Annotated in this window: 19 protein-coding genes; 7 read left to right on the plus strand and 12 right to left on the minus strand. The window is 40.8% G+C overall.

Going from position 1 to position 20474, the window contains the following annotated elements; all coding sequences use genetic code 11:
* The first annotated feature begins 228 nt into the window (after positions 1-228).
* The 4 genes from ACNSN3_RS17165 (at position 229) to ACNSN3_RS17180 (ending at position 5155) form a co-directional block, all read left to right on the plus strand.
* Positions 229-1011, plus strand: a complete 783-nt coding sequence (locus ACNSN3_RS17165; protein WP_109875050.1) for a substrate-binding periplasmic protein — start codon at positions 229-231, stop codon at positions 1009-1011.
* Positions 1012-1046: 35 nt separating this feature from the next.
* Positions 1047-2558 carry an ABC transporter substrate-binding protein gene (locus tag ACNSN3_RS17170; RefSeq protein WP_418609110.1) on the plus strand — a complete coding sequence of 504 codons (1512 nt, stop codon included), beginning with the start codon at positions 1047-1049 and terminating at the stop codon, positions 2556-2558.
* 117 nt (positions 2559-2675) lie between these two features.
* Complete coding sequence (locus ACNSN3_RS17175; protein ID WP_418609112.1) at positions 2676-3410, plus strand: substrate-binding periplasmic protein; 735 nt, start codon at positions 2676-2678, stop codon at positions 3408-3410.
* Between the two features lie 143 nt (positions 3411-3553).
* Positions 3554-5155 (plus strand): ABC-F family ATPase, encoded by a 1602-nt coding sequence (locus tag ACNSN3_RS17180; protein ID WP_010389550.1) that lies wholly within the window; start codon positions 3554-3556, stop codon positions 5153-5155.
* Between the two features lie 268 nt (positions 5156-5423).
* Here ACNSN3_RS17180 and katG read toward each other — a convergent pair whose 3' ends face one another.
* The gene (gene katG, locus ACNSN3_RS17185) at positions 5424-7604 is read right to left on the minus strand and encodes a catalase/peroxidase HPI (protein WP_418609113.1); all 2181 of its coding nucleotides are present in this window, start codon (positions 7602-7604) and stop codon (positions 5424-5426) included.
* 641 nt (positions 7605-8245) lie between these two features.
* Between katG and ACNSN3_RS17190 the strand changes: the two genes are divergently transcribed.
* Entirely contained in the window at positions 8246-9127 is an 882-nt protein-coding gene (locus tag ACNSN3_RS17190; RefSeq protein ID WP_008112666.1) for a tetratricopeptide repeat protein, read from the plus strand.
* Between the two features lie 12 nt (positions 9128-9139).
* Here the strand turns inward: ACNSN3_RS17190 and ACNSN3_RS17195 are convergent, their stop codons facing one another.
* From ACNSN3_RS17195 to ACNSN3_RS17215, 5 genes are all read right to left on the minus strand, one after another.
* Complete coding sequence (locus tag ACNSN3_RS17195; protein WP_008112665.1) at positions 9140-9460, minus strand: hypothetical protein; 321 nt, start codon at positions 9458-9460, stop codon at positions 9140-9142.
* Between the two features lie 9 nt (positions 9461-9469).
* The gene (locus tag ACNSN3_RS17200; RefSeq protein ID WP_054201473.1) at positions 9470-10171 is read right to left on the minus strand and encodes a nuclear transport factor 2 family protein; all 702 of its coding nucleotides are present in this window, start codon (positions 10169-10171) and stop codon (positions 9470-9472) included.
* A gap of 90 nt (positions 10172-10261) precedes the next feature.
* Complete coding sequence (locus tag ACNSN3_RS17205; RefSeq protein ID WP_054201474.1) at positions 10262-11005, minus strand: ferredoxin--NADP reductase; 744 nt, start codon at positions 11003-11005, stop codon at positions 10262-10264.
* Positions 11006-11362: 357 nt separating this feature from the next.
* Positions 11363-12064 carry a purine-nucleoside phosphorylase gene (deoD, locus tag ACNSN3_RS17210; RefSeq protein ID WP_008110728.1) on the minus strand — a complete coding sequence of 234 codons (702 nt, stop codon included), beginning with the start codon at positions 12062-12064 and terminating at the stop codon, positions 11363-11365.
* A 66-nt stretch (positions 12065-12130) separates the two neighbouring features.
* Positions 12131-13348, minus strand: coding sequence for a phosphopentomutase (locus ACNSN3_RS17215; protein ID WP_008467026.1), 1218 nt, complete (start codon positions 13346-13348; stop codon positions 12131-12133).
* A 192-nt stretch (positions 13349-13540) separates the two neighbouring features.
* On the opposite strand from ACNSN3_RS17215, the gene udk reads away from it, so the two are divergent.
* Both udk and ACNSN3_RS17225 read left to right on the plus strand, forming a co-directional pair.
* On the plus strand, positions 13541-14170 hold the full coding sequence (gene udk, locus ACNSN3_RS17220; protein ID WP_008110733.1) for a uridine kinase: 630 nt from the start codon (positions 13541-13543) through the stop codon (positions 14168-14170).
* 17 nt (positions 14171-14187) lie between these two features.
* Complete coding sequence (locus tag ACNSN3_RS17225; protein ID WP_008110735.1) at positions 14188-15411, plus strand: NupC/NupG family nucleoside CNT transporter; 1224 nt, start codon at positions 14188-14190, stop codon at positions 15409-15411.
* A 491-nt stretch (positions 15412-15902) separates the two neighbouring features.
* Here the strand turns inward: ACNSN3_RS17225 and ACNSN3_RS17230 are convergent, their stop codons facing one another.
* From ACNSN3_RS17230 to ACNSN3_RS17255, 6 genes are all read right to left on the minus strand, one after another.
* The gene (locus ACNSN3_RS17230) at positions 15903-16628 is read right to left on the minus strand and encodes a substrate-binding periplasmic protein (protein WP_418609115.1); all 726 of its coding nucleotides are present in this window, start codon (positions 16626-16628) and stop codon (positions 15903-15905) included.
* A 237-nt stretch (positions 16629-16865) separates the two neighbouring features.
* On the minus strand, positions 16866-17075 hold the full coding sequence (locus ACNSN3_RS17235) for a cold-shock protein (protein WP_008467029.1): 210 nt from the start codon (positions 17073-17075) through the stop codon (positions 16866-16868).
* Positions 17076-17336: 261 nt separating this feature from the next.
* Positions 17337-18050, minus strand: coding sequence for a hypothetical protein (locus ACNSN3_RS17240; RefSeq protein WP_010388689.1), 714 nt, complete (start codon positions 18048-18050; stop codon positions 17337-17339).
* Positions 18047-18787 (minus strand): iron transporter, encoded by a 741-nt coding sequence (locus tag ACNSN3_RS17245; protein ID WP_418609117.1) that lies wholly within the window; start codon positions 18785-18787, stop codon positions 18047-18049. Before ACNSN3_RS17245 ends, ACNSN3_RS17240 begins: the two co-directional genes overlap by 4 nt.
* Positions 18774-19127, minus strand: a complete 354-nt coding sequence (locus tag ACNSN3_RS17250) for a cupredoxin domain-containing protein (protein WP_010388691.1) — start codon at positions 19125-19127, stop codon at positions 18774-18776. Before ACNSN3_RS17250 ends, ACNSN3_RS17245 begins: the two co-directional genes overlap by 14 nt.
* On the minus strand, positions 19120-20421 hold the full coding sequence (locus ACNSN3_RS17255; RefSeq protein WP_075170098.1) for an ATP-binding protein: 1302 nt from the start codon (positions 20419-20421) through the stop codon (positions 19120-19122). The genes ACNSN3_RS17250 and ACNSN3_RS17255 overlap by 8 nt, the downstream gene beginning before the upstream one ends.
* Positions 20422-20474 lie beyond the last annotated feature (53 nt).

The following is a 20474-nucleotide window of genomic DNA, read 5'->3' on the forward strand; positions in this document are numbered from 1 at the left end:
CGGTGCTATTTGAATGAGTAGCAATAATTAAACACTTACCTTAATCCACACTAAAAACATGGCTGTTATTTACCCTTCAGTGTAATAGTATGAACACGTATTGCACCGTTCATTTATTGGTCAGCGAGGTGTGCTATGTTTACTCATAAGATCGCTCTTCAGCGCTTACTAGTATAAAAAATGTATTGGCTAGTGTGGCTGTGTTTAAGTACCGAGGTGTTACTTACAATGAATGTTAGGTTTAAGTGGTTTTTAGCTGTACTTTTAGCGCTTTGTTTAGGCGTGCCTAGCAGTGGTTGGGCGTCGAGCGATATTAAAAAAATTGTACTGGCTACCGACACCATTGACGGGCTGGTAGAAAAAGACGGCTCTGGCCTTTACGTTGATATGCTGACTAAAATTTTTGCTGCGCAGTCGATTGAACTCAATATTATGATTGTGCCTCAGTCGCGTGCTTATTGGTGGACGGCTAACGGCAATGCCGATGCTATGTTAAGTGCAAGGCAAAATGAGGTGGAGGGGTTGTACTTTCCGGTTTGGCATTACGATATTACTTTTGTGTCGGCGATGTTTAAAAAAGGCCGATTTAAAAATTGGCAAGGTGAGTATTCGTTACAAAACCGCTCGGTAGGCACATTAAGGGGATCTAACTATAATAATTATTTGTATGTGCCGATTGATTTACAACAGGTTACTCAGCGGATTGAGGGCGTTAAAATGCTCAAGCTCGATAGGCTTGATTTCTTTTTAGATAGCCGTAAAGCGCTGCAGCAAACCTTGATTGCTAATGCCGCTGAGTTATCAACAATAAACTTTGACCCACAGCAGTACCAAATTGAAAACATAGTTCCAATAAAGCAATACATTGCCTTTACCGATAACGCTAAAGGCCGCGAGTTAGCACAAATTTTTGATGCCGGTTTTGCTAAGTTACTTGCCAGTGGTGAGCTAGAAGCGCTTTTTATTGCTTACAACTACCTGCCTTTTCCCTTTCCACAAAATATAGACTAGAGTAGTAATTACATATTGCTGTGGTTGAGTTTTTTATGAGAGTTGTATTTGCTTTAGTTATAAGCTTAATTTTTGTTTTTCAATGCGTTGCACAAAGTAACCTGCCTCTCTCTAAAATAGAAAGCCAACCCAGTACACTGCTTCACGCAAACACCCAACTTAATGTACTTACGGTTGATTTAGGCACTATTATTAGCAAGCCACTAATACAAAGAGGCTTAGAGTTTGAACAGCAAACCGGTATTAAAGTTAATGTAACCAAGGTGCCTTTTGGTCAGTTATATAACGAAATAAGTAAAGATTTAAGCTCGCCAACCAGCCAGTACGATATTATTGCTTATGCATCGCAGTGGATGGTTGATTTTGCACAAAATAATTACCTAGAGCGCCTAGACACCTACGTAAGTGCCGACCCTCTAATTCAATGGAATGATGTATCGCGCTTTTTTAGAGATTTTAGCTCTAAATATAATGGTCAAATTTACTCTATCCCCCTCGATGGCGATATACACTTACTGTATTACCGCCTCGATGTCCTTAAAAAGTATGGCCTAACCCCACCCAGAACCTGGGATGATTACCTTGCTATTGCTAAGCAATTACATGGGGTTGATATGAATGGGGATGGCGAAGGTGATTTTGGCTCGTGCATTTCTAAAAAAGCCAATGAACAGTCGTATTGGTCGCTGTTGTCTATTGCGGGTAGTTTTTTGCAAAGTAAAGGCACGTCGCAGGGGATATTTTTTAACACCAAAACCATGGCGCCGTTAGTGAATAACGCGGCATTTAAAAAAGCCTTACAAATTTATAAACAAACCACCGAATTTGGCTCTGCCGATGAACTTAACTTTGACACTAACGATGTAAGGTATGCGTTTATTAATGGGCGCTGCGCTTTAGCTATTGAATGGGGCGATATTGGCACCATGACCGTATTACCCGAATCTAAAGTAAAAAACAAAACGGGGGTAAGTATATTACCGGGGTCAACCGAGGTATTAAATCGTAAAACAAACCAGCTTGAGCGATGTAACTCTACCCTTTGCCCATTTGCCATGGGCGATATTAACTATGCGCCTTATGCTGCATTTGGTGGTTGGGTAGGCTCAATAAACCGCGCCAGCACTGCTGGCAAAAAAAAGCTCGCTTATGAGTACTTGTCGTATGTTACTCAGCCTTTGCAATCTAATGAAGATGTAACCATAGGGGCCACGGGCATGAACCCGTATCGTACCTCTCAATTGGTTAATCAGCAAAGCTGGCTTAAGCAAGGCATGAGTGAAAATACCCTTCGCTTTTATTTAGGCTCTATTTCTAAAACGGTAAATAATGCCAATATTATTCTGGATTTAAGAATTTTTGAAAACAACCGTTACTTTAGAGACATACTCGACACGGAAGTAGCTAAATACTTAAGGCATAACCAAACCGTAGACCAAACGGTTGAAAACATTGAAACCGGCTGGAATAAGTTAACCGATGAAATTGGCCGTAACAAACAATTAAAGGCTTATCGAGCGTCGTTAGGCTTAGTTGCAACCCCTTGAGCCCCCAGCATTTGTTTTTACTGGGCTACCTGCACTGCGTGCTCTTTATTTATTACAAGCGGGATAAATCTGCCAGCTAGTGTATACTTAGTTGTAGTCATTCTTTAGAGTAATAAAATGCTAAGACTCGCTTTTGTTGTATTACTAATAATTGGTAGTTTTAAGGTATTTGCCTGTGCCAAAACACTTAAAGTGGGTACCAATGAACGCAACTGGCCGCCTTATGTGGTGGCAGTTAATAACAATTTAACAGGCGTTGAAATTGATGTGGTAAATACGATTTTTAACGGCTCACCTTTTTGTTTAAAGTTTATGTTGCTGCCTACCTCTGCTCGTGCTTTTGAAGAGTTAAAAGAAGGCCGTATTGATATTGTTTTTGCAGCCAGCATAACCTCTGATAGACAAAGTTATGCCTATTTTAGCGATACTTATCGCGATGAAATAATGCGCCTTTATAAATATAGCGACTCTCCTGATATAAATAACCTAAGCGATATTTTTTATAGAGATTTAACGCTCGCTATTGGTCGCGGTAGTTATTATGGCGCTGCATTTGCGCAGTTTAAACAAAATCATCCTGCTCACGTTATTATGATGCCCACAGCCGACAAACGCTTTGCTATGCTTAGTAAAAACAGGGTTGATTACGCAATAGAAGACGAAGTAGCTGCACAATATTTTATAAACCAACATCCAAGCGTTGAGCTTGTTACTAGTATGGCGGCTATTAATAAGAGTTCTATTCATTTAATGTTGAGTAAAAAGTCTATTAACCAAGCCGAGTTACAAGCTATAAATGAGTTAATTAAACAAAATAAAAGCAACATACACGCTATTTATCAGCTGTTATAGCTTTTAAGCTTTATTCTTTTACCTTTCATCTTTGGGCGTGGATCTGTATAATTCGCGGCCTATTATTTACTCTATCGCTTGTTTATTTATGCGGCACCTTGCTGCAGCTTAACCCTGCCATTAATTTTCTAGGATTACTTTTTTTGATCTCCACCGCAAATATTACGATGCAGTTTGGCGCAGAGCCGTTGTTTGAAAACATTTCAGCTAAATTTGGTAACGGTAACCGTTACGGTTTAATTGGCGCTAACGGCTGCGGCAAGTCGACATTTATGAAAATTTTAAGCGGTGCGCTTACGCCTAGTGCAGGTAATGTGTCTATTACGCCGGGGCTAAAATTAGGTAACCTAAGCCAAGATCAGTTTGCGTTTGAACAATACAGCGTAGTTGATGCGGTAATTATGGGCGACGTTGAGCTTTGGAAAGTAAAACAAGAGCGCGACCGTATTTATTCGTTGCCTGAAATGAGCGAAGAAGACGGCATGAAAGTAGCCGAGCTTGAAAGTGTATTTGCTGAAATGGACGGTTACACCGCAGAAAGCCGCGCAGAAGAAATACTACTTGATGCGGGTATCGATAAAGAATTTCATTATGGTTTAATGGCAAACGTAGCCCCTGGTTGGAAATTGCGTGTGCTTTTAGCACAGGCGCTATTTGCTAATCCTGACATTTTGCTACTTGATGAGCCAACTAATAACTTGGATATTCATACTATTACGTGGCTTGCGAATGAGCTTAACCAACGTAAATGTACCATGATTATTATTTCCCATGACCGTCACTTTTTAAACTCGGTATGTACACACATGGCCGATATTGATTACGGCGAGCTGCGTATTTACCCAGGTAACTACGAAAAGTACCTTGAAGCCTCAGGCTTACAACGCGAACAGTTATTAGCTGAAAACGCGAAAAAAAGCGCTGAAATAGACGAGCTGCAAGACTTTGTTAACCGTTTTGGTGCTAATGCCTCTAAAGCAAAACAAGCCAGCTCGCGTGCTAAAAAAATGGATAAAATTAAGCTTGATGAAGTTAAAGCATCAAGCCGTATGAGCCCGTCACTGAGCTTTGACGAAGGCAAAAAAATGTATCGCCAAGCGCTTGAGCTAACCAAGCTTGGCCATGGGTTTGACGGTGAAACGTTATTTACCGGCGGCGACTTATTGCTAGAAGCGGGTGCAAAGCTTGCGGTAATTGGCGAAAACGGTGTGGGTAAAACCACCTTTTTACGTTGTTTAGTTAACGAGCTTGAAAGTTTACACGGTGAAGTTAAATGGTCAGAAAACGCGACCTTTGGTTACTGCCCACAAGACAGCAGCAAAGACTTTGATAACGACTTAACTTTATTTGATTGGATGTCGCAGTGGCGCACAGCTAAACACAACGATTTAATGGTTCGTGGCATGTTAGGGCGTTTATTATTTACCGCAGACGATTCAAATAAAAAAGCGCGTAACTGTTCAGGTGGTGAGAAAAACCGTTTGTTATTCGGTAAGTTAATGATGCAAGACGTTAACGTACTAATAATGGATGAACCAACAAACCACATGGATATGGAAGCCATTGAAGCGCTTAACAATGCCCTAAAAGACTTTAAAGGCACACTTATTTTTGTAAGCCATGACCGTGAGTTTGTATCGTCACTAGCAACGCGTATTGTTGATATTAAAGACAAGCAAGTGATTGACTTCCAAGGTACGTTTGACGAATACCTAGCAAGCTGCGAAGAAAATAAAGTAGCTTAAGAGCTAGGTTAAAGGTTAAAGGTTAAAGAAATAGCCTAAACCATTTTAAAAGCGGTGCTTGTTTAAGCGCCGTTTTTTTGTGTATGGGGGTTTAGGGTTTAGGGTTTAGGGTTTAGGGTTTAGCACAAGCTCGTCGCTCGTAGCCTTTCACCTTTCACCTTTAGCCTTTCACCTTTAGCCTTTAGCCTTTAGCCTTTAGCCTTTAGCCTTTAGCCTTTAAATAATAAAAAAAGGAGCATTGCTGCTCCTTTTTAAATACTACTCAGGTTTATTTAATATCAAACCTATCGGCGTTCATTACTTTTACCCATGCACTTATAAAGTCGTGTACAAAACGGGTTTTGTTATCGTCTTGAGCATAAAACTCTGCTAATGCACGTAAAATTGAGTTTGAACCAAACACTAAATCAACCCGCGTAGCCGTGTACTTGGTTTTACCGCTTGCACGATCAACTATGTTGTACTCGCCTTTACTTGCAGGTTCCCAGCGGTTGTTCATGTCGGTTAAATTAACAAAGAAGTCGTTACTCAGTACGCCTACGTTTTCTGTAAATACGCCATGCTCACTATTGCCATAGTTAGTGCCCAGTACACGCATACCAGCTAGTAACACGCTCATTTCTGGCGCGGTTAAGCCCATTAATTGGCTGCGCTCCAGTAATAGCTCCTCGGCGGGTACAGCGTAGTCTTTTTTCAACCAGTTTCTAAAGCCATCATGAATTGGCTCTAATGGCTCGAATGACTCTGCGTCGGTCATATCATCAGTTGCATCGCCACGCCCTGGGGCAAATGGTACGGTTACATCAACCCCTGCCTTTTTAGCGGCTTGCTCTACTGCAGCGGTGCCGCCAAGTACAATTAAATCAGCCATACTAACAGGCTTAGTTAAGCTCGCTTGCAGTGTTTCAAGTGCGCTAAGTACCTTGGCTAAACGCGCAGGTTCGTTACCTTGCCAGTTATTTTGCGGAGCTAGGCGAATACGGGCGCCATTAGCACCACCACGATGATCGGAGCCTCTGTAAGTACGTGCACTGTCCCATGCGGTATTAATTAAGTCGGTTTCACTTAGTCCACAATTAAGTAGCTTCGCTTTTAAATCGGTTATTTCAGCGTCGCTTAGGGTGTAATCAACCGGTGGAATTGGATCTTGCCAGATTAAATCTTCGCTTGGTACATCGGCACCTAAATAGCGCGATTTTGGCCCTAAATCACGGTGAGTTAACTTAAACCATGCGCGAGCAAATACGTCAGTAAAGTACTCAAAATCGTCATTAAAACGCTCAATAATTTTACGATATGCGGGGTCGAGCTTCATTGCCATGTCGGCATCGGTCATTATTGGGTTTAAACGAATTGATGGGTCTTCCACATCAACGGGTTTATCTTCTTCTTTAATATTAACCGGCTCCCACTGATGAGCACCGGCAGGGCTTTTTGTTAGCTCCCATTCGTAATTGAGTAACAATTTACAATAGCCGTTATCCCATTTCGTTGGGTAAGTTGTCCATGCGCCCTCAATACCTGAGGTCATGGTATCGCGGCCAATGCCACGCGTTTTATGGTTATTCCAACCAAGGCCTTGCTCGTGCACGTCGGCAGCTTCTGGCTCTGGGCCTAAGTTTTCTTCTTTACCATTACCGTGAGTTTTACCTACAGTGTGGCCACCAACGGTGAGTGCTGCGGTTTCTTCGTCGTTCATGGCCATGCGGGCGAAGGTTTCGCGGACTTGATCTGCGGTTTTAAGCGGATCGGGCTTGCCATTAACCCCTTCTGGGTTTACATAAATTAAGCCCATTTGTACTGCTGCTAATGGGTTTTCCATGGTATCGGGTTTATCAACCTGGGTATATCGCTCATCACTTGGGGCCAGCCATTCTTTTTCTGCACCCCAGTAAACGTCTTTTTCTGGATGCCAAATATCTTCACGGCCGCCAGCAAAGCCAAAGGTTTTAAGTCCCATTGATTCATACGCCATATTACCGGCTAAAATAATCAGATCAGCCCATGAAAGCTTATTGCCGTATTTCTTTTTAATTGGCCACAGCAAACGGCGAGCTTTGTCGAGGTTGGCATTATCAGGCCATGAGTTAAGTGGAGCAAAACGTTGATTACCCGTACCGCCACCGCCTCGGCCATCCGCTAAACGATACGAGCCCGCAGCATGCCACGCCATACGGATCATCAGACCACCATAGTGCCCCCAATCGGCTGGCCACCACGGTTGGCTTTGAGTCATTAAATTTTTTAGGTCGGTTTTAAGTGCCTCTAAGTCGAGTGAATTAAAAGCGTCGGCGTAATTAAAGTCGCTATCGTAGGGGGTCGTTTTACTATCGTGCTGATGAAGGATGTCTAAATTCAGTGAATTTGGCCACCAATCTGTATTGGTGTTTTCAGTTGTGGTATTACTGCCATGCATAACTGGGCATTTACCCGCTTTATGATTATCCATATTGAGCTCCTTTTTAAATATAAATAAAAACGCCCATGCTTACTGCTTTTGGCATTCACCAATTGGGAGCGCTGTTATTTTTTTGCCATTATATTAATGACGTGTACGGTCTCTGCTTATTCAATATACGTGTAGCGGCTTTGATACGCTAGAGCAAGACGATGCTTTAAAACGATTACAATCATTTATAAATATGATGGTGCTGCCAGTTGTGTGCTTAATATTAAAACTTTTTATAAAATAGATGATCGTTATTAAAAATAGCCACGTAATGTATGCTGAAGGGTTTGAAAGTGACTTAGGTTATCTTAGGTGCACAGTGGAATACCCCCCTTCGCCATGAAATTATAGTTATAAAAGGTGTATAAACTATTTATGCACCTTTATTTCTTCCCTATTTTTAACTATTTGAATTTAGTTAAGTAAAAATTCAGGTAGGCACATATACACTAGGCCTTATCTCCTATTGTTCCCTGAGATGTTGATGTAGTTTTTTCCAGCCCACCTTGGGCTGGTTTTTTTTGCCTATAATTACTGCCACCCAAGTTAATGCCAGCTTCCCTATACTCACCCTAGTACCAATGATGTGCGCATGTTAGAGTTAACAAAGCGATTAATTAATTTTTTAACTAGGCATATCAATGCGTTTTTATTTTTTACTATTTATTGTTTTTATAGGTGCTTCATCTGCAGTGCAAGCTGCTGATAAAAACACCGCGACCTTGGATGAGCAACAGCAACGTGAATTAGCGCAGCTAAAAGAGCCAATGTATAAGCCATTACTTGAGCGTTATATTCTCGACGAATTAAAGTCGGTTCGCCAAGATCAACAAAAACTGCGTGAAGACGTAACCAAACAAGTTACGCATGCACAGTTAGACACCGCCGATCGGGCGCTTACCTACACCACAGATACCATTAATAATGTATTTTTTATTATTACTGCCACTGCTTCTATTTTAGTATTGGTGGGCTGGAATTCACTACGTGATGTAAAAAATAAAGTAGAAGATATAGTAAATACTCGAGTTAGTGTTATTACTGACGAGTACGAAGACCGCTTGAAAATTTTAGAAGAAAAACTGCGTGTACGTTCTGAAGAAATACTCAGTAACCAAGAACGTATATCGATCACCAACGAAGTTCATTCGTTATGGATGCGAGCCAACCTAGAAAGTGATATTGCCAATAAAATTGAAATATTCGATGAGATTTTAAAACGTAAACCAGAAGATGTAGAAGCAATTGCCTACAAAGCGGATGCATTATTAGAGCTAAATGAAACTGAGCAAGCCATTGAGCTTTGCAATCAAGCCATTGATATAGACAGTGATTATGGTTACGCCTATTGGCAAAGAGCCTGTGCGTATGCTTTAACACATGAACATGCAGATGCCCTAGCTGATATAAAAATGTCGCTTGAGTACTCGCCTAACTTACGAAACGAGCTACTTCACGAAAGTGCTTTTGCCAGCCTACATGATAACGATAGCTTTAATGCTATTGTTTCAAACGAAGCTTAGGGTCTGCTGACCCTAGCGTTTGAAGTATAAGTCTATTGATTTAGAGAGCAGCTCGTCTAGCTGCTCTTCAAAGTCTTCTATGTCAATTTCAAAATGATTTAAGTACGCTTTAGCCTGCACCTGAGATAAATTGCGGTTTTTAACGCTGTATTGGCGCTCATCTTTTTGCTTGTCGTATCGAGGTAAAAATAATAACTGCGCATAATAAGGCGATTTAATGTGCTTGTTCGCAAAGCGACAAAAGTCTTCAATGTGGTCTACGCCATCAGGGCCTAAACAGCCTGGCTCTACTCGATACATTACACGAATTTTTTTCTCGTCACTTAGCTGCATAATTAATAATTACCTAAAAAATAAAACCCTAACCACTTTACCATCTTTGATCTGATAACTTGATATAAGCTCTGAACGTTTATCTATAACGTTCGCATCCGTTGAACAGGTTTCTGACAGTTCATGGTCTATTACAATATCACCATGCACAATACGCTTGATTGGTGATGAGTGCAGACACTTAAGTTTTTTAAACATAATGCCATAACGCGCTATTAGTTTTTCTTTACCTTTAAATAATAGCTCATTCGGGAAAATATAAAACTCAACATCTTCATCATACATGCGAATAAATTCTTCAATGTTACGCGCGTTGTAAGCATTTACTAATTGCTCAACAACAGCAAGTGACTCACGCGACTGTTTTGCTTTGGCTTGTTGCTTTGCTGTGAGTGCTTCTTTTGCTTGTGTGACTGCTTGCTCAGCTTGCGCAACAGCCTGGGCTTTATCCGCTTTACTATTAGGCTGCTGAACGGGCTTTGTAGATTCGCTGCCAAGTACTTGAGAGTCATCTGCTTTTACTTTATCAACAACCGGCTTTTTTGGTGTATTAGCCTCTTGGCTTAATGTATCAAGCGCGTCTTGTTGTTGCGCTGCATTTTTTTGCTGTGTTTGTTTAGTCTCGTCCAGCGGTGTTGATTGCTCTATAGCATGACTATTTAACGTGAAAGCGGCCAATAAACAGGCACAAATAATAAATAAAGATTTCATGGATTTCCTAAGTACGAAGACTAAATACAATTAAAGCGCAACATAGCAAATTTTAGGCCTCTGAGATAGTTATTATAACGTTATAGCTAGCTACCAATACTGCTCAACCGTGATATGTCCCGGCTCTTTTCGACGATTACGCTTATAATTTTGAGCCAATAATAACTCTGTGGTGTCTTTAACCATTTGCGGATTACCACACAGCATAAATTGGGCATTATTTGGTGTAGCCCATAACCCCACGTGCTCATATAAAGCATTATTTTCAATCACAGTGGTAATTCTGCCTGCTAAGCCTTGTAAAGGCACCTCACGGCTAACAACCGGAATATAGTTGAGTTGACTAGGATGTGATTTTATTAGTTTGTTAATAAGCTCCTGATAGCTTAAATCGCTATTTTGCCGTACACCATGCACTAAATTTATGTGTTTGTATTTTTGCCATACTTCGCTCTGCTGTAACATTGATAAAAATGGCCCAATAGCTGTGCCTGTACTAAGCATCCACAATTGCTCACTCGCAGGCACTTCATCTAGAGTAAAAAAGCCAGTTGCTCGGCGCTCTATTAATACGGTGTCACCTGGTTTGAGTGTGGCTAAATGAGAAGATAGTAAACCATCAACCACATTGATGAGGTAAAACTCTAAATCAGGACTTTGTGGTGCATTAACATAAGAGTAGGCGCGAGCGATACGTTTATCACCGTCCATAATAGAGAGCTTTGTAAATTGCCCTGCTTTAAACGGCTCTACATCGGCGTGAACGGTTATGCTAAATAACGATTCATTCCACCATTTGACTGACTTTACTGTCGCATCAATCCAATTAGACATAGTTACTCCAGAGTTTAAGACGTTTTTCAGCTATCAGCTAAAACTTTAAAATTGTTCGTTTAAAAGGCAAATTTTATAACTTAAACATTAGCATTAAGTTATAAATACTGACAGGGAAATAAATGGGAAAACAACGGGCTTCGGGCTTCGGGTTTCGAGTATCGAGTATCGAGCTAGTGCTAAAACCTAGGAACATAAAGCTCGTAGCTCGAAGCCCTTGGCTCGCATCCCGCACCCCGCAACTAAATTCAGGCATAAAAAAAGCCGCATAAAATGCGGCTTTGGGGGTTTAGTCTCACTTCACTTTGGGCGTGTCTCCAAAACTTAGTGAATACGTTACCAAGGAACTGTTTAAGATTAGATAGACTCTAATGCAATTTTTACCATTTCGTTGAACGTGGTTTGACGCTCATCGGCAGGTGTTGCTTCGCCGGTGATCACGTGATCGCTTACGGTAAATAATGCCATTGCTTTTGCGCCATACTCTGCTGCTACACCGTATAGGCCAGCTGTTTCCATATCAACCGCAAGTACACCTAGTTTGTCTAGGTCTTTGTAGAAAGTGTCATCAGCTTGATAGAAAGTATCGGTAGTAAATACGTTACCTACTTTTGCATCAATGCCTAAATCTTTAGCCGCATTAACGCCGTTTAAAAGTAAATCAAAGTTAGCAATCGCTGCAAAGTCAGTACCACGAACACGGGCACGGTTCACGTTAGAATCAGTGCTTGCACCTTGTGCAAAGATTACGTCGCGAATTTTAATATCGCTGCCAATACCACCACAGGTACCAATACGGATAATATTTTTAACGCCAAAACTAACAATAAGCTCACGAGCATAAATTGACATTGAAGGAATGCCCATGCCAGAACCCATAATGCTCACTGGCTTACCTTTGTAAGTTCCAGTAAAGCCGTACATGTTACGTACGCCAGTTACTTGCACTGCATCATCTAAAAAGTTTTCAGCAATATATTGTGCGCGTAGCGGATCGCCTGGCATTAATACTGTTTCGGCAAAATCACCTACGTTTGCACTGATATGCGGAGTACTCATTGATTGTTTTCCTTTTGTTTGGCTAAAAGCCCTATTACTTTAAAAATATAGTAGCGTATTTTTAAGTTATTTAACTGTGTTCAGCTTATCAATAAAGCCATCACCATATTCTAACGCTTTTAAGTTAAACCATTGCGCAAGTGTTTGACCGATATCAGCAAAGCTATTGCGTTCACCCAGTGGCGTGTTGTTCATTCCTGGCTGATAAGCAATAACTGGAACATACTCACGAGTGTGCTCTGACCCTGGAAAGGTCGGGTCACAGCCATGATCGGCGGTGATCATTAATAAATCATCAGGCTTTAGCTGATCTAAAATAGTTGGTAAGTAATCATCAAACTCTTTTAGCGCTTTAGCATAGCCAACAGGATTTCTGCGATGGCCAAACTTTTCATCAAAATCAACTAAATTGGTAAAAATTAAACTGTGATCCTGCGCAGTGGCCATCACTTCACTGGTTTTTTCTAGCAAGTTCATTAACCCTGGCGCTTTATGCTTTTGGGTAATGCCTTGGTGCGCATAAATATCTGAAATTTTACCAATACTGATTACTTCGCCACCGTCTTTTGCAAGTACATCAAGCAATGTTGGCGAAGGCGGTAATACTGAATAATCACGACGATTACCGGTTCTGGCAAAGTCTTGACTATTTGAACCCAAAAATGGCCGCGCAATCACTCGTCCTATATTCATTTCATCAAGCAGCGCCCGTGCGATTTCGCAAACTTGATAAAGCTTCTCTAGGCCGAATGATTCTTCATGCGCGGCTATTTGAAACACACTGTCAGCTGAGGTGTAACAGATTGGTTTACCTGTTTTTACGTGCTCTTCACCTAGCTGCTCTAAAATAGTGGTTCCCGATGCATGGCAATTGCCTAAAATGCCCGGAATACCTGTACGAGCAATAAACTCGTCTACAAATTCTTGTGGGAAACTCGGTTGTGTTTTTGGGAAATACCCCCAATCAAATAACACTGGCACGCCAGCCATTTCCCAATGACCCGATGGCGTGTCTTTACCGCTTGAAAGCTCTTTTGCATAACCCCATGCACCTTGTGGCTCATTTCGGTCAGCAATTAAACAGGGTTCTTTACCAGCGGCTTCACACGCATCTACTAACCCCAGTTTTGAAAGGTTAGGAAGCGAAAGCTTACTGCCAGTTTCGTCATAATATGCCTTGAGTAAATGTGCGAATGTATTAGCACCTACATCACCGAATTTATCTGCATCGGGTGCTGCGCCAATTCCTAAACTATCCGCCATTAAGATAATTGCTCTTGCCATTGTGACCTCACATCTGTTCTAGGTGGTTACTTTATCTGCTCTTCGATTTTTCCGTACAGGACATAAGTCCTGTTTCATAAAACCTAAACATTATAAATTTGCACTCTTAAGCGAAGCAAAAGAGATTAATCGTGTCTTTTTTGCTATTGTGATCTACCAACAATATATCCTTCTGTGTGGGTGAGAACTTTAGTGACACGAACTATTATAGCTATTGCAGGCGCATCGGCGTCCGGCAAATCTCTATTTAGCCAAACAATTTATAATGAATTGGTAAATGAGCTTGAACCAGGCGCTATCGCCATTATTGAAGAAGATGCTTATTACAAGGATCAATCGCATTTGCCGATGGCACATCGTACGCAAACGAATTACGACCATCCTGATGCATTTGAACACGAACTAATGCTTGAGCATTTAACACAACTTCGTAATGGCCACTCTGTTGAAGTACCAACTTATGATTATGCCCAACATACACGCAGCGATAAAACACGCCGTGTGGCTTCGGCTAAAATACTCATTGTAGAAGGTATTTTATTACTGAGCGATAAAGCGCTTAATAAAGAATTTGATATCAAGGTGTTTATAGATACACCGCTAGATATTTGTTTAATGCGCCGAATGCAACGCGACATGGAACAAAGAGGCAGAACATTACAATCTGTTGTTGAGCAATATCAAGCAACTGTTAGACCGATGTTTTATCAATTTATTGAGCCTTCAAAGCATAACGCTGATTTAGTTGTGACTCGAGGCGGTATGAATCGCGTTGCGATTGATATTATAAAAAGTAAAATAAAGTACATTTTACAAGAATAACAACGGGAAACGTTTGTATGACAACATTTATGAGCTTAGTAGGCATGATGGTGCTACTAGGCATTGCCTTTGCAGCCTCAACTAATCGCAAAGCAATAAAACTAAGAACCGTGGGTATCGCATTTTTAATGCAAGTGATTATCGGCGGATTTGTACTGTTTTTTGAAGCAGGCAAAAATGTATTAGCGAGTATGTCTCGCGCCGTTTCATCGGTTATTGGTTATGCCAACGATGGAATTAGCTTTTTATTTGGCCCATTAGCTTCGCAAGATACGCTAGGGTTTATTTTTGCAATTCAAGTATTGCCCGTTATTGTGTTTTTCTCAGCGTTGGTTGCTGTGTTATATCACTTAGGCATTATGGATTGGATTATTAAAATTTTGGGTGGCGGTTTACAAAAATTATTGAAAACCTCACGCACCGAGTCGCTTTCAGCCACAGCAAATATTTTTGTTGGTCAAACTGAAGCGCCTTTAATTGTTAAACCGTTTATTGCAACCATGACCAAGTCGGAATTGTTTGCAGTAATGGTTGGTGGTTTAGCCACCGTAGCAGGCTCTGTAATGGCCGGTTATGTAATTATTGGTGTTGACCTTAAGTATTTAATTGCAGCCAGCTTTATGGCGGCACCAGGTGGTTTCTTAATGGCAAAAATGATAGTGCCAGAGACAGAAACACCTAAAGATGATTTAGCCGAGATAGATTTAGGCGATGACAAACCGGTTAATGTTATTGATGCAGCAGCATCAGGCGCAGCAAACGGTATGCAGTTGGCACTTAACGTAGGTGCAATGCTACTTGCTTTCGTTGCGTTAATTGCTTTATTAAACGGTTTATTAGGCGGTATTGGTGGGTTGTTTGATTACCCTACATTAACGCTACAAGAAATTTTAGGCTACTTATTTGCCCCTGTTGCATGGTTACTAGGAGTACCGTGGAATGAGGCAATTATAGCCGGCAGCTTTATTGGTCAAAAGTTAGTGGTAAATGAGTTTGTTGCTTACTTAGACTTTATAAATTATCGCGATACGTTAAGTGCGCATACACAAGCAATTGTTACTTTTGCATTGTGTGGCTTTGCTAACTTATCATCGATAGCCATTTTACTAGGTGGATTAGGCGGTATGGCGCCTAGTCGGCGAAAGGATATCGCACGCTTAGGGCTCAGAGCAGTGTTAGCAGGATCTATGGCTAACCTTATGAGCGCAGCAATTGCTGGGTTTTTCCTCTCGCTAGCTTAGAAACTTAATGAGATGATCCATCTGTTGCAAAACAATAGGATAGCGCTTTAAGGGGTTAAAGCACTATCTGACTTGAACGATACTTCACCAAGGGCCGCAAGGCCCTTTTATCGTTTTAGCCCCCCTACTTTAAACCCTTTTAATATCTTCGTTAATTCTCACGTTCTCTCTACGATTAATACCAATTCGCTTAGTTAAGTAGTCTATTTTGAGGCTGGAAAACGCATTGATAGCAAGGCAGAAAATTGGCTATTTAGTTGTTCTCGGCAATTGCTCCTGCATTGCTCTACCTTCTGCATCCATGCAGTCGTAAATGAGAATTTTTTAACGCAGGTAGCGACACGTTTACCCCCGTAAAATGATTAAGTATTATTGCGGATTGGTATAAATTCAGCACAGGCAAAGTGTTAAAGTCATCAGAAAAAGTGGCCCAGAGGCTAACTAGCGGTGAAATGCTATGCGTTCAACTATGATGTCAGATAGCGATGAATTTAATTTTTAACGTAACGGTTAATGTAAGGTTTATACTCAGATTCAGCTTTAAGTTGCTTTAATGCTTGATTAAAACGTTCCACCACCACGGGTGAGGCAGCCTTATTAAAACCAATATAATTGCCTTTTAGCTCATCTACATGAATTTGTTTAAGCTTTACTAAATCATCTCTAGAGTAGCCAAATGGTTCAGTTTGGTGGCCTATGGTAAAGTCAGATCCAATAATTAAATCGATACGTTTTTTAAAAAACAAACGCATAAATGAGTCTGCTTCACTAAATAGCAATAAGTTTTTATCAGCTACAAACCCAAGTCGACGCACCAGCATTTCATAAATATCGCCTCGCACTATGCCTAACGAATAGTTCTTAGCTTGGGTGATATCGTCCATGACAATATGTTCACTGGTTTTTAATTTATAAAAATAGGTTTGATTTGACACCAAGGGTCCAACCCATTTAAAAAGAGGTTCTCGCTCTTGCGTTTTTGCCAAAGAAAAAATGGCTGACTGCGGGTTACTTTGCACTAAGTGGTAAGCACGCTTCCAAGGTAGCATTATAAACTCGCACTCTAGCGCTGCACGGGCACAGGTATCTTTTACTATGTCATGATTGATACCCACCAATTGGCCAGTGCTATCTTGAAAGTTATACGGAGGAAAACTTTCGGTATAAATAACCAGTTTAGGCTCAGCAGCCTGAATTTTTTGGCTAAATAACAGCACAAAAGCTAATAGTATAAATTTATAGATACACACCCCCTATGATTTAAGTAATAACTTTAACCTAGAAAACTCGTAGAGACTATTAATTTATAACGCTGTTTGTAATGTTAAAATAGCAGATGACGTAAATAGAAATAAAAATGACTGGAGTGTTAAAGCGGTAGTGGGATGTTCTTAAATTTTGGGCACAAAAAAAGCGCCTTAAGCGCTTTTTTTCATTTTACTTAAAAAGTAAAATTATAGAGCTGTGATGTTATCAGCTTGAGGACCTTTTTGACCTTGTGAAAGAGTGAACTCTACACGTTGGCCTTCAGCTAAAGTTTTGAAACCTTCGCTTTTGATTGCTGAGAAATGTGCGAAAACGTCTGGACCGTTTTCTTGCTCGATGAAACCAAAACCTTTAGACTCGTTGAACCACTTAACTGTACCTGATACGATGTTAGACATAGTATTATTCCTGATATAAAAAATTAAATTGTGCCCTAATGGGCGGTGTAGCAAAAAATGAGATGGTACTTAAAAACTTCAGGACGGTACTACAAGTATTACTTATACAACAACGAAATGGAGATTTATAAATTATCATGCTTTCTTTCTAGCTGCGGCCTACTATATAGAGTTACTGTGACAAGTCAACCCTTTACGCGATTTAATTAATAAAATAACCCTCGCAACCCACTTTACATGTTAAGCACTTGTTTAAGCAGCTTAAAATTCAAATTCTAACGCCATTCTAAAGCTATGATTCTTCTCTGACTGGCTGATTTCAGTAATAAAACCGGCTTCCCACTTTAATTGTTTTTGTCCATCAAAGCGGTGCAAGCCTATAAACCCTGGGCCAATACCCACAAAGTCTTCACCAAGATAAACCTCAACCGCGGGCTGAAAAGCAGACAAGTATCGGTAGCGATATTGCGCTCTAAACTCGCTTTCCCATTCGTTTTCTATATCTTGCCCCCATTCGTATACTAAAAAAGCATTCATGGTGAGGCTTGCACGACCAAACTCTTTTTCAATTACAAAACCAGAGGTTGCTTCGTATGCGTCGGCGTCATGCTGTTTTTCAAATTCAAATAACGCGCCCCAATCAGCCCATAGCCTGCCCTGCTCTATTAACTGCCAACGAAGCTCTAACTCATACGCTTGCAAGCCAAAGTCACCGTTATCATCGCGCTCACCCACGATGTAGCCTTCCAATGCCATGGTGTCGTTTATTGCGCCGCCTAAGCCAACGCGCTGCGCTAAAATATTACCACTATCAGTTTGATGCGACACAAGCCGCCATTCTAGCTCGCGCTCAAACGGCAACACATACGGGTGATAAACTTTATCTACTACTATGCCATCAGCATAAGCCAGCTTAGGTATTAATAAACAAAAACCAATTAATACAGTGGCTGCAAATAGGTTTATTGCTTTCATGATTTTTCCTTAGTGATTGATTTAGGAATAAAATAACAAACAGATAAAAATAACACGCTGCTCAACGCATAGCTTAAAACACTGGTTAAATTAGGCGTAGCCTCATAACCAATCAGAGCGCGCAATACTCGTCCAAACTCTGAGTTTTCGGTTAAAATGGCACGTAAATCCCATACGGTTACCGTTGTTGCTATCAAATCAATTTGGCTCGCCAAATCAAGCGCCACAACTAGTTTTGCCGCACTATTTAATGCTAACAATACCAATAAAGGGGTAAGTCCAAAGCGCTGTTTGATTGCACTCAATAAAAAATACAACAACACGCTAAAGCTGCTACATATTCCCAAGCCTAAAAAAGTGCCAATAAATAAACTTTGAGCCGCTTCGTTGTTTTGCCAAAAGCCAATCAGGTAAATAATGTAGTGACTTAAATAAAGTGTCATTACGCTGATAATCGCAATCATAAAAGCAGCTGTTGCTTGTTTAATGGCGTAGTACAGTGCACTAATAAAAATTAAAATACACAAACCAATTTGGGCATATTCTAAACCCTGATAGTCAAACAAGGGGCTAATTAACGGCGCACTTTTTACAAACAAAAATGAAAGCCCGATCCCTAAAATAAGCCCTCCCAGCAATTTCATTAAACTTTGCTTGGCTACAACTTGCAGTAAAATAAGTAAAATGGCCACCGGCAGTAACTGGTTTAGACTCATCACTAGGCTAGTTATTAGCATTAGAGCGCTCCTTTTCAGTTACTATGACAGCACCACGCGCCGTATTGGGCGAAAACTCGCCAAAAAATTCATAGCGCCCAGGGATTAACGGCCCGATATAAATAACGCTTTTGCGCTTAGGGTAAAGTACTTTCTCTCGATTGAGATCGAAACTGTCGAACTCTTCAGGCGTACTATCTTGATTTTCGATTAACAAGCGTACCTTTTTATTGGCCGGTACGACGATTTCTGCGGGGTAAAACAAATGATCTTTAAGCACAATAAGATAGTCTTTACTGGCGGCGTTAAATGATAAAAATACACAACAATATAAGTAAGGCCTAATAAGTCGTTTAATCACATTTAGCTCCTGCAAAAACTACCTGTACTTTTAAGCCACCCAAATCACTATCCGTTAAGTGAATTTCAGCGCGATAAATAGCAATAATATGCTGCACTATTGCCATGCCTAAACCCGCACCTTGTTCACCCGAAGGGTGTTGGTCACCGCCAACACGATAGAAGCGATTAAATATCCGTTGTTTTTGATCGTCCGTCATACCTGGGCCACTGTCTTCTATTTGCCAAATACGCTGCTTGTGCATCTGCTTTAGAGTTATTTTTATTTGTCCATTAGCTGGTGCGTACTTTATGGCATTGCTAAGTAGGTTTGAAATCAACGTCACCAAGGTAAATTCATCACCGTTAATGATAAAGTCATCTCCCTCAAGACTAATAGTGTGGTTTTTAGCCTCTATTTTTTCATACAACTGGCTAACTACTTCTTGCGTGATCGCTAATAATGATTGCTCCTTAAACTGTTTTTGCCACTGCTCTGGCTGAGTACGCCCTAGTATTAGCATTTGCTCTACTATATTGGACAGTCGATTAATACCTTGAGTCATGGCTTGTAATTCTTGGTTATCGCCTTGTTGTGCAGCCAAATTATGCACATTAATTTTTAAACTGCTCAGGGGAGTACGTAATTCATGTGCCGCATCAGAGGCAAAAAAACGCTCTCGTAAATAGGCGGTTTCTACGCGTTTAAATAAATCGTTTAAGCGGCTGATCACCGGTTTTATCTCTTCATCAGTCACCTGCCAATTGATCGCAGTGAAATCATTTGCTTGACGCAGAGCTAACTGTTTTGATAAACGGGTTAATGGTGCCAGTGCATATTTAACAAAAAAGCTAATAAATAGCGCAAGCAAAGGAACCGCCCAAAGCATAGGCAACATGGCTGATAAAATCACCGCCTCGGCAAGTTCAAATCGCTTAGCAATCGGCTCGGCAACAATCACGGTGCGTAAAGAAGTAACAAAAACGAATACCCGCATTCGCTGCCCTGCAATATTAAGCGTTTGAAAACCCGCTTGATACTGGCTCAAATCAAGATTTAATTCGTCAGAGCCACTAAGGAGCTCACCAGCTTGCCAAATTTGATACAGTAACTGGGCGCTTTCTTGCATTTTTGGCGCCATGGCGTTTATAGATAAAGGCTGTTGCATCAACACTCCAGCGACTACTTTTAGCTCACTATCAAGTAGTTGCTCACCATGGCTCATACTTTTTTGATAGCCTTTGACTAAAGCTAAAAAGCACGTTAACACCATCATTGATAGTAAAATAAGAGTTAAACGCTTACGAATTGACATAGAGTATGGTTACCTTTGTAAATTCAAGTTTGTGCAATCTAGGGGCGTTTTAA

The organism is Pseudoalteromonas sp. US3C1004 (genome assembly GCF_048401065.1).
In the GTDB taxonomy this organism is placed as follows: Bacteria; Pseudomonadota; Gammaproteobacteria; order Enterobacterales; family Alteromonadaceae; genus Pseudoalteromonas; species Pseudoalteromonas undina.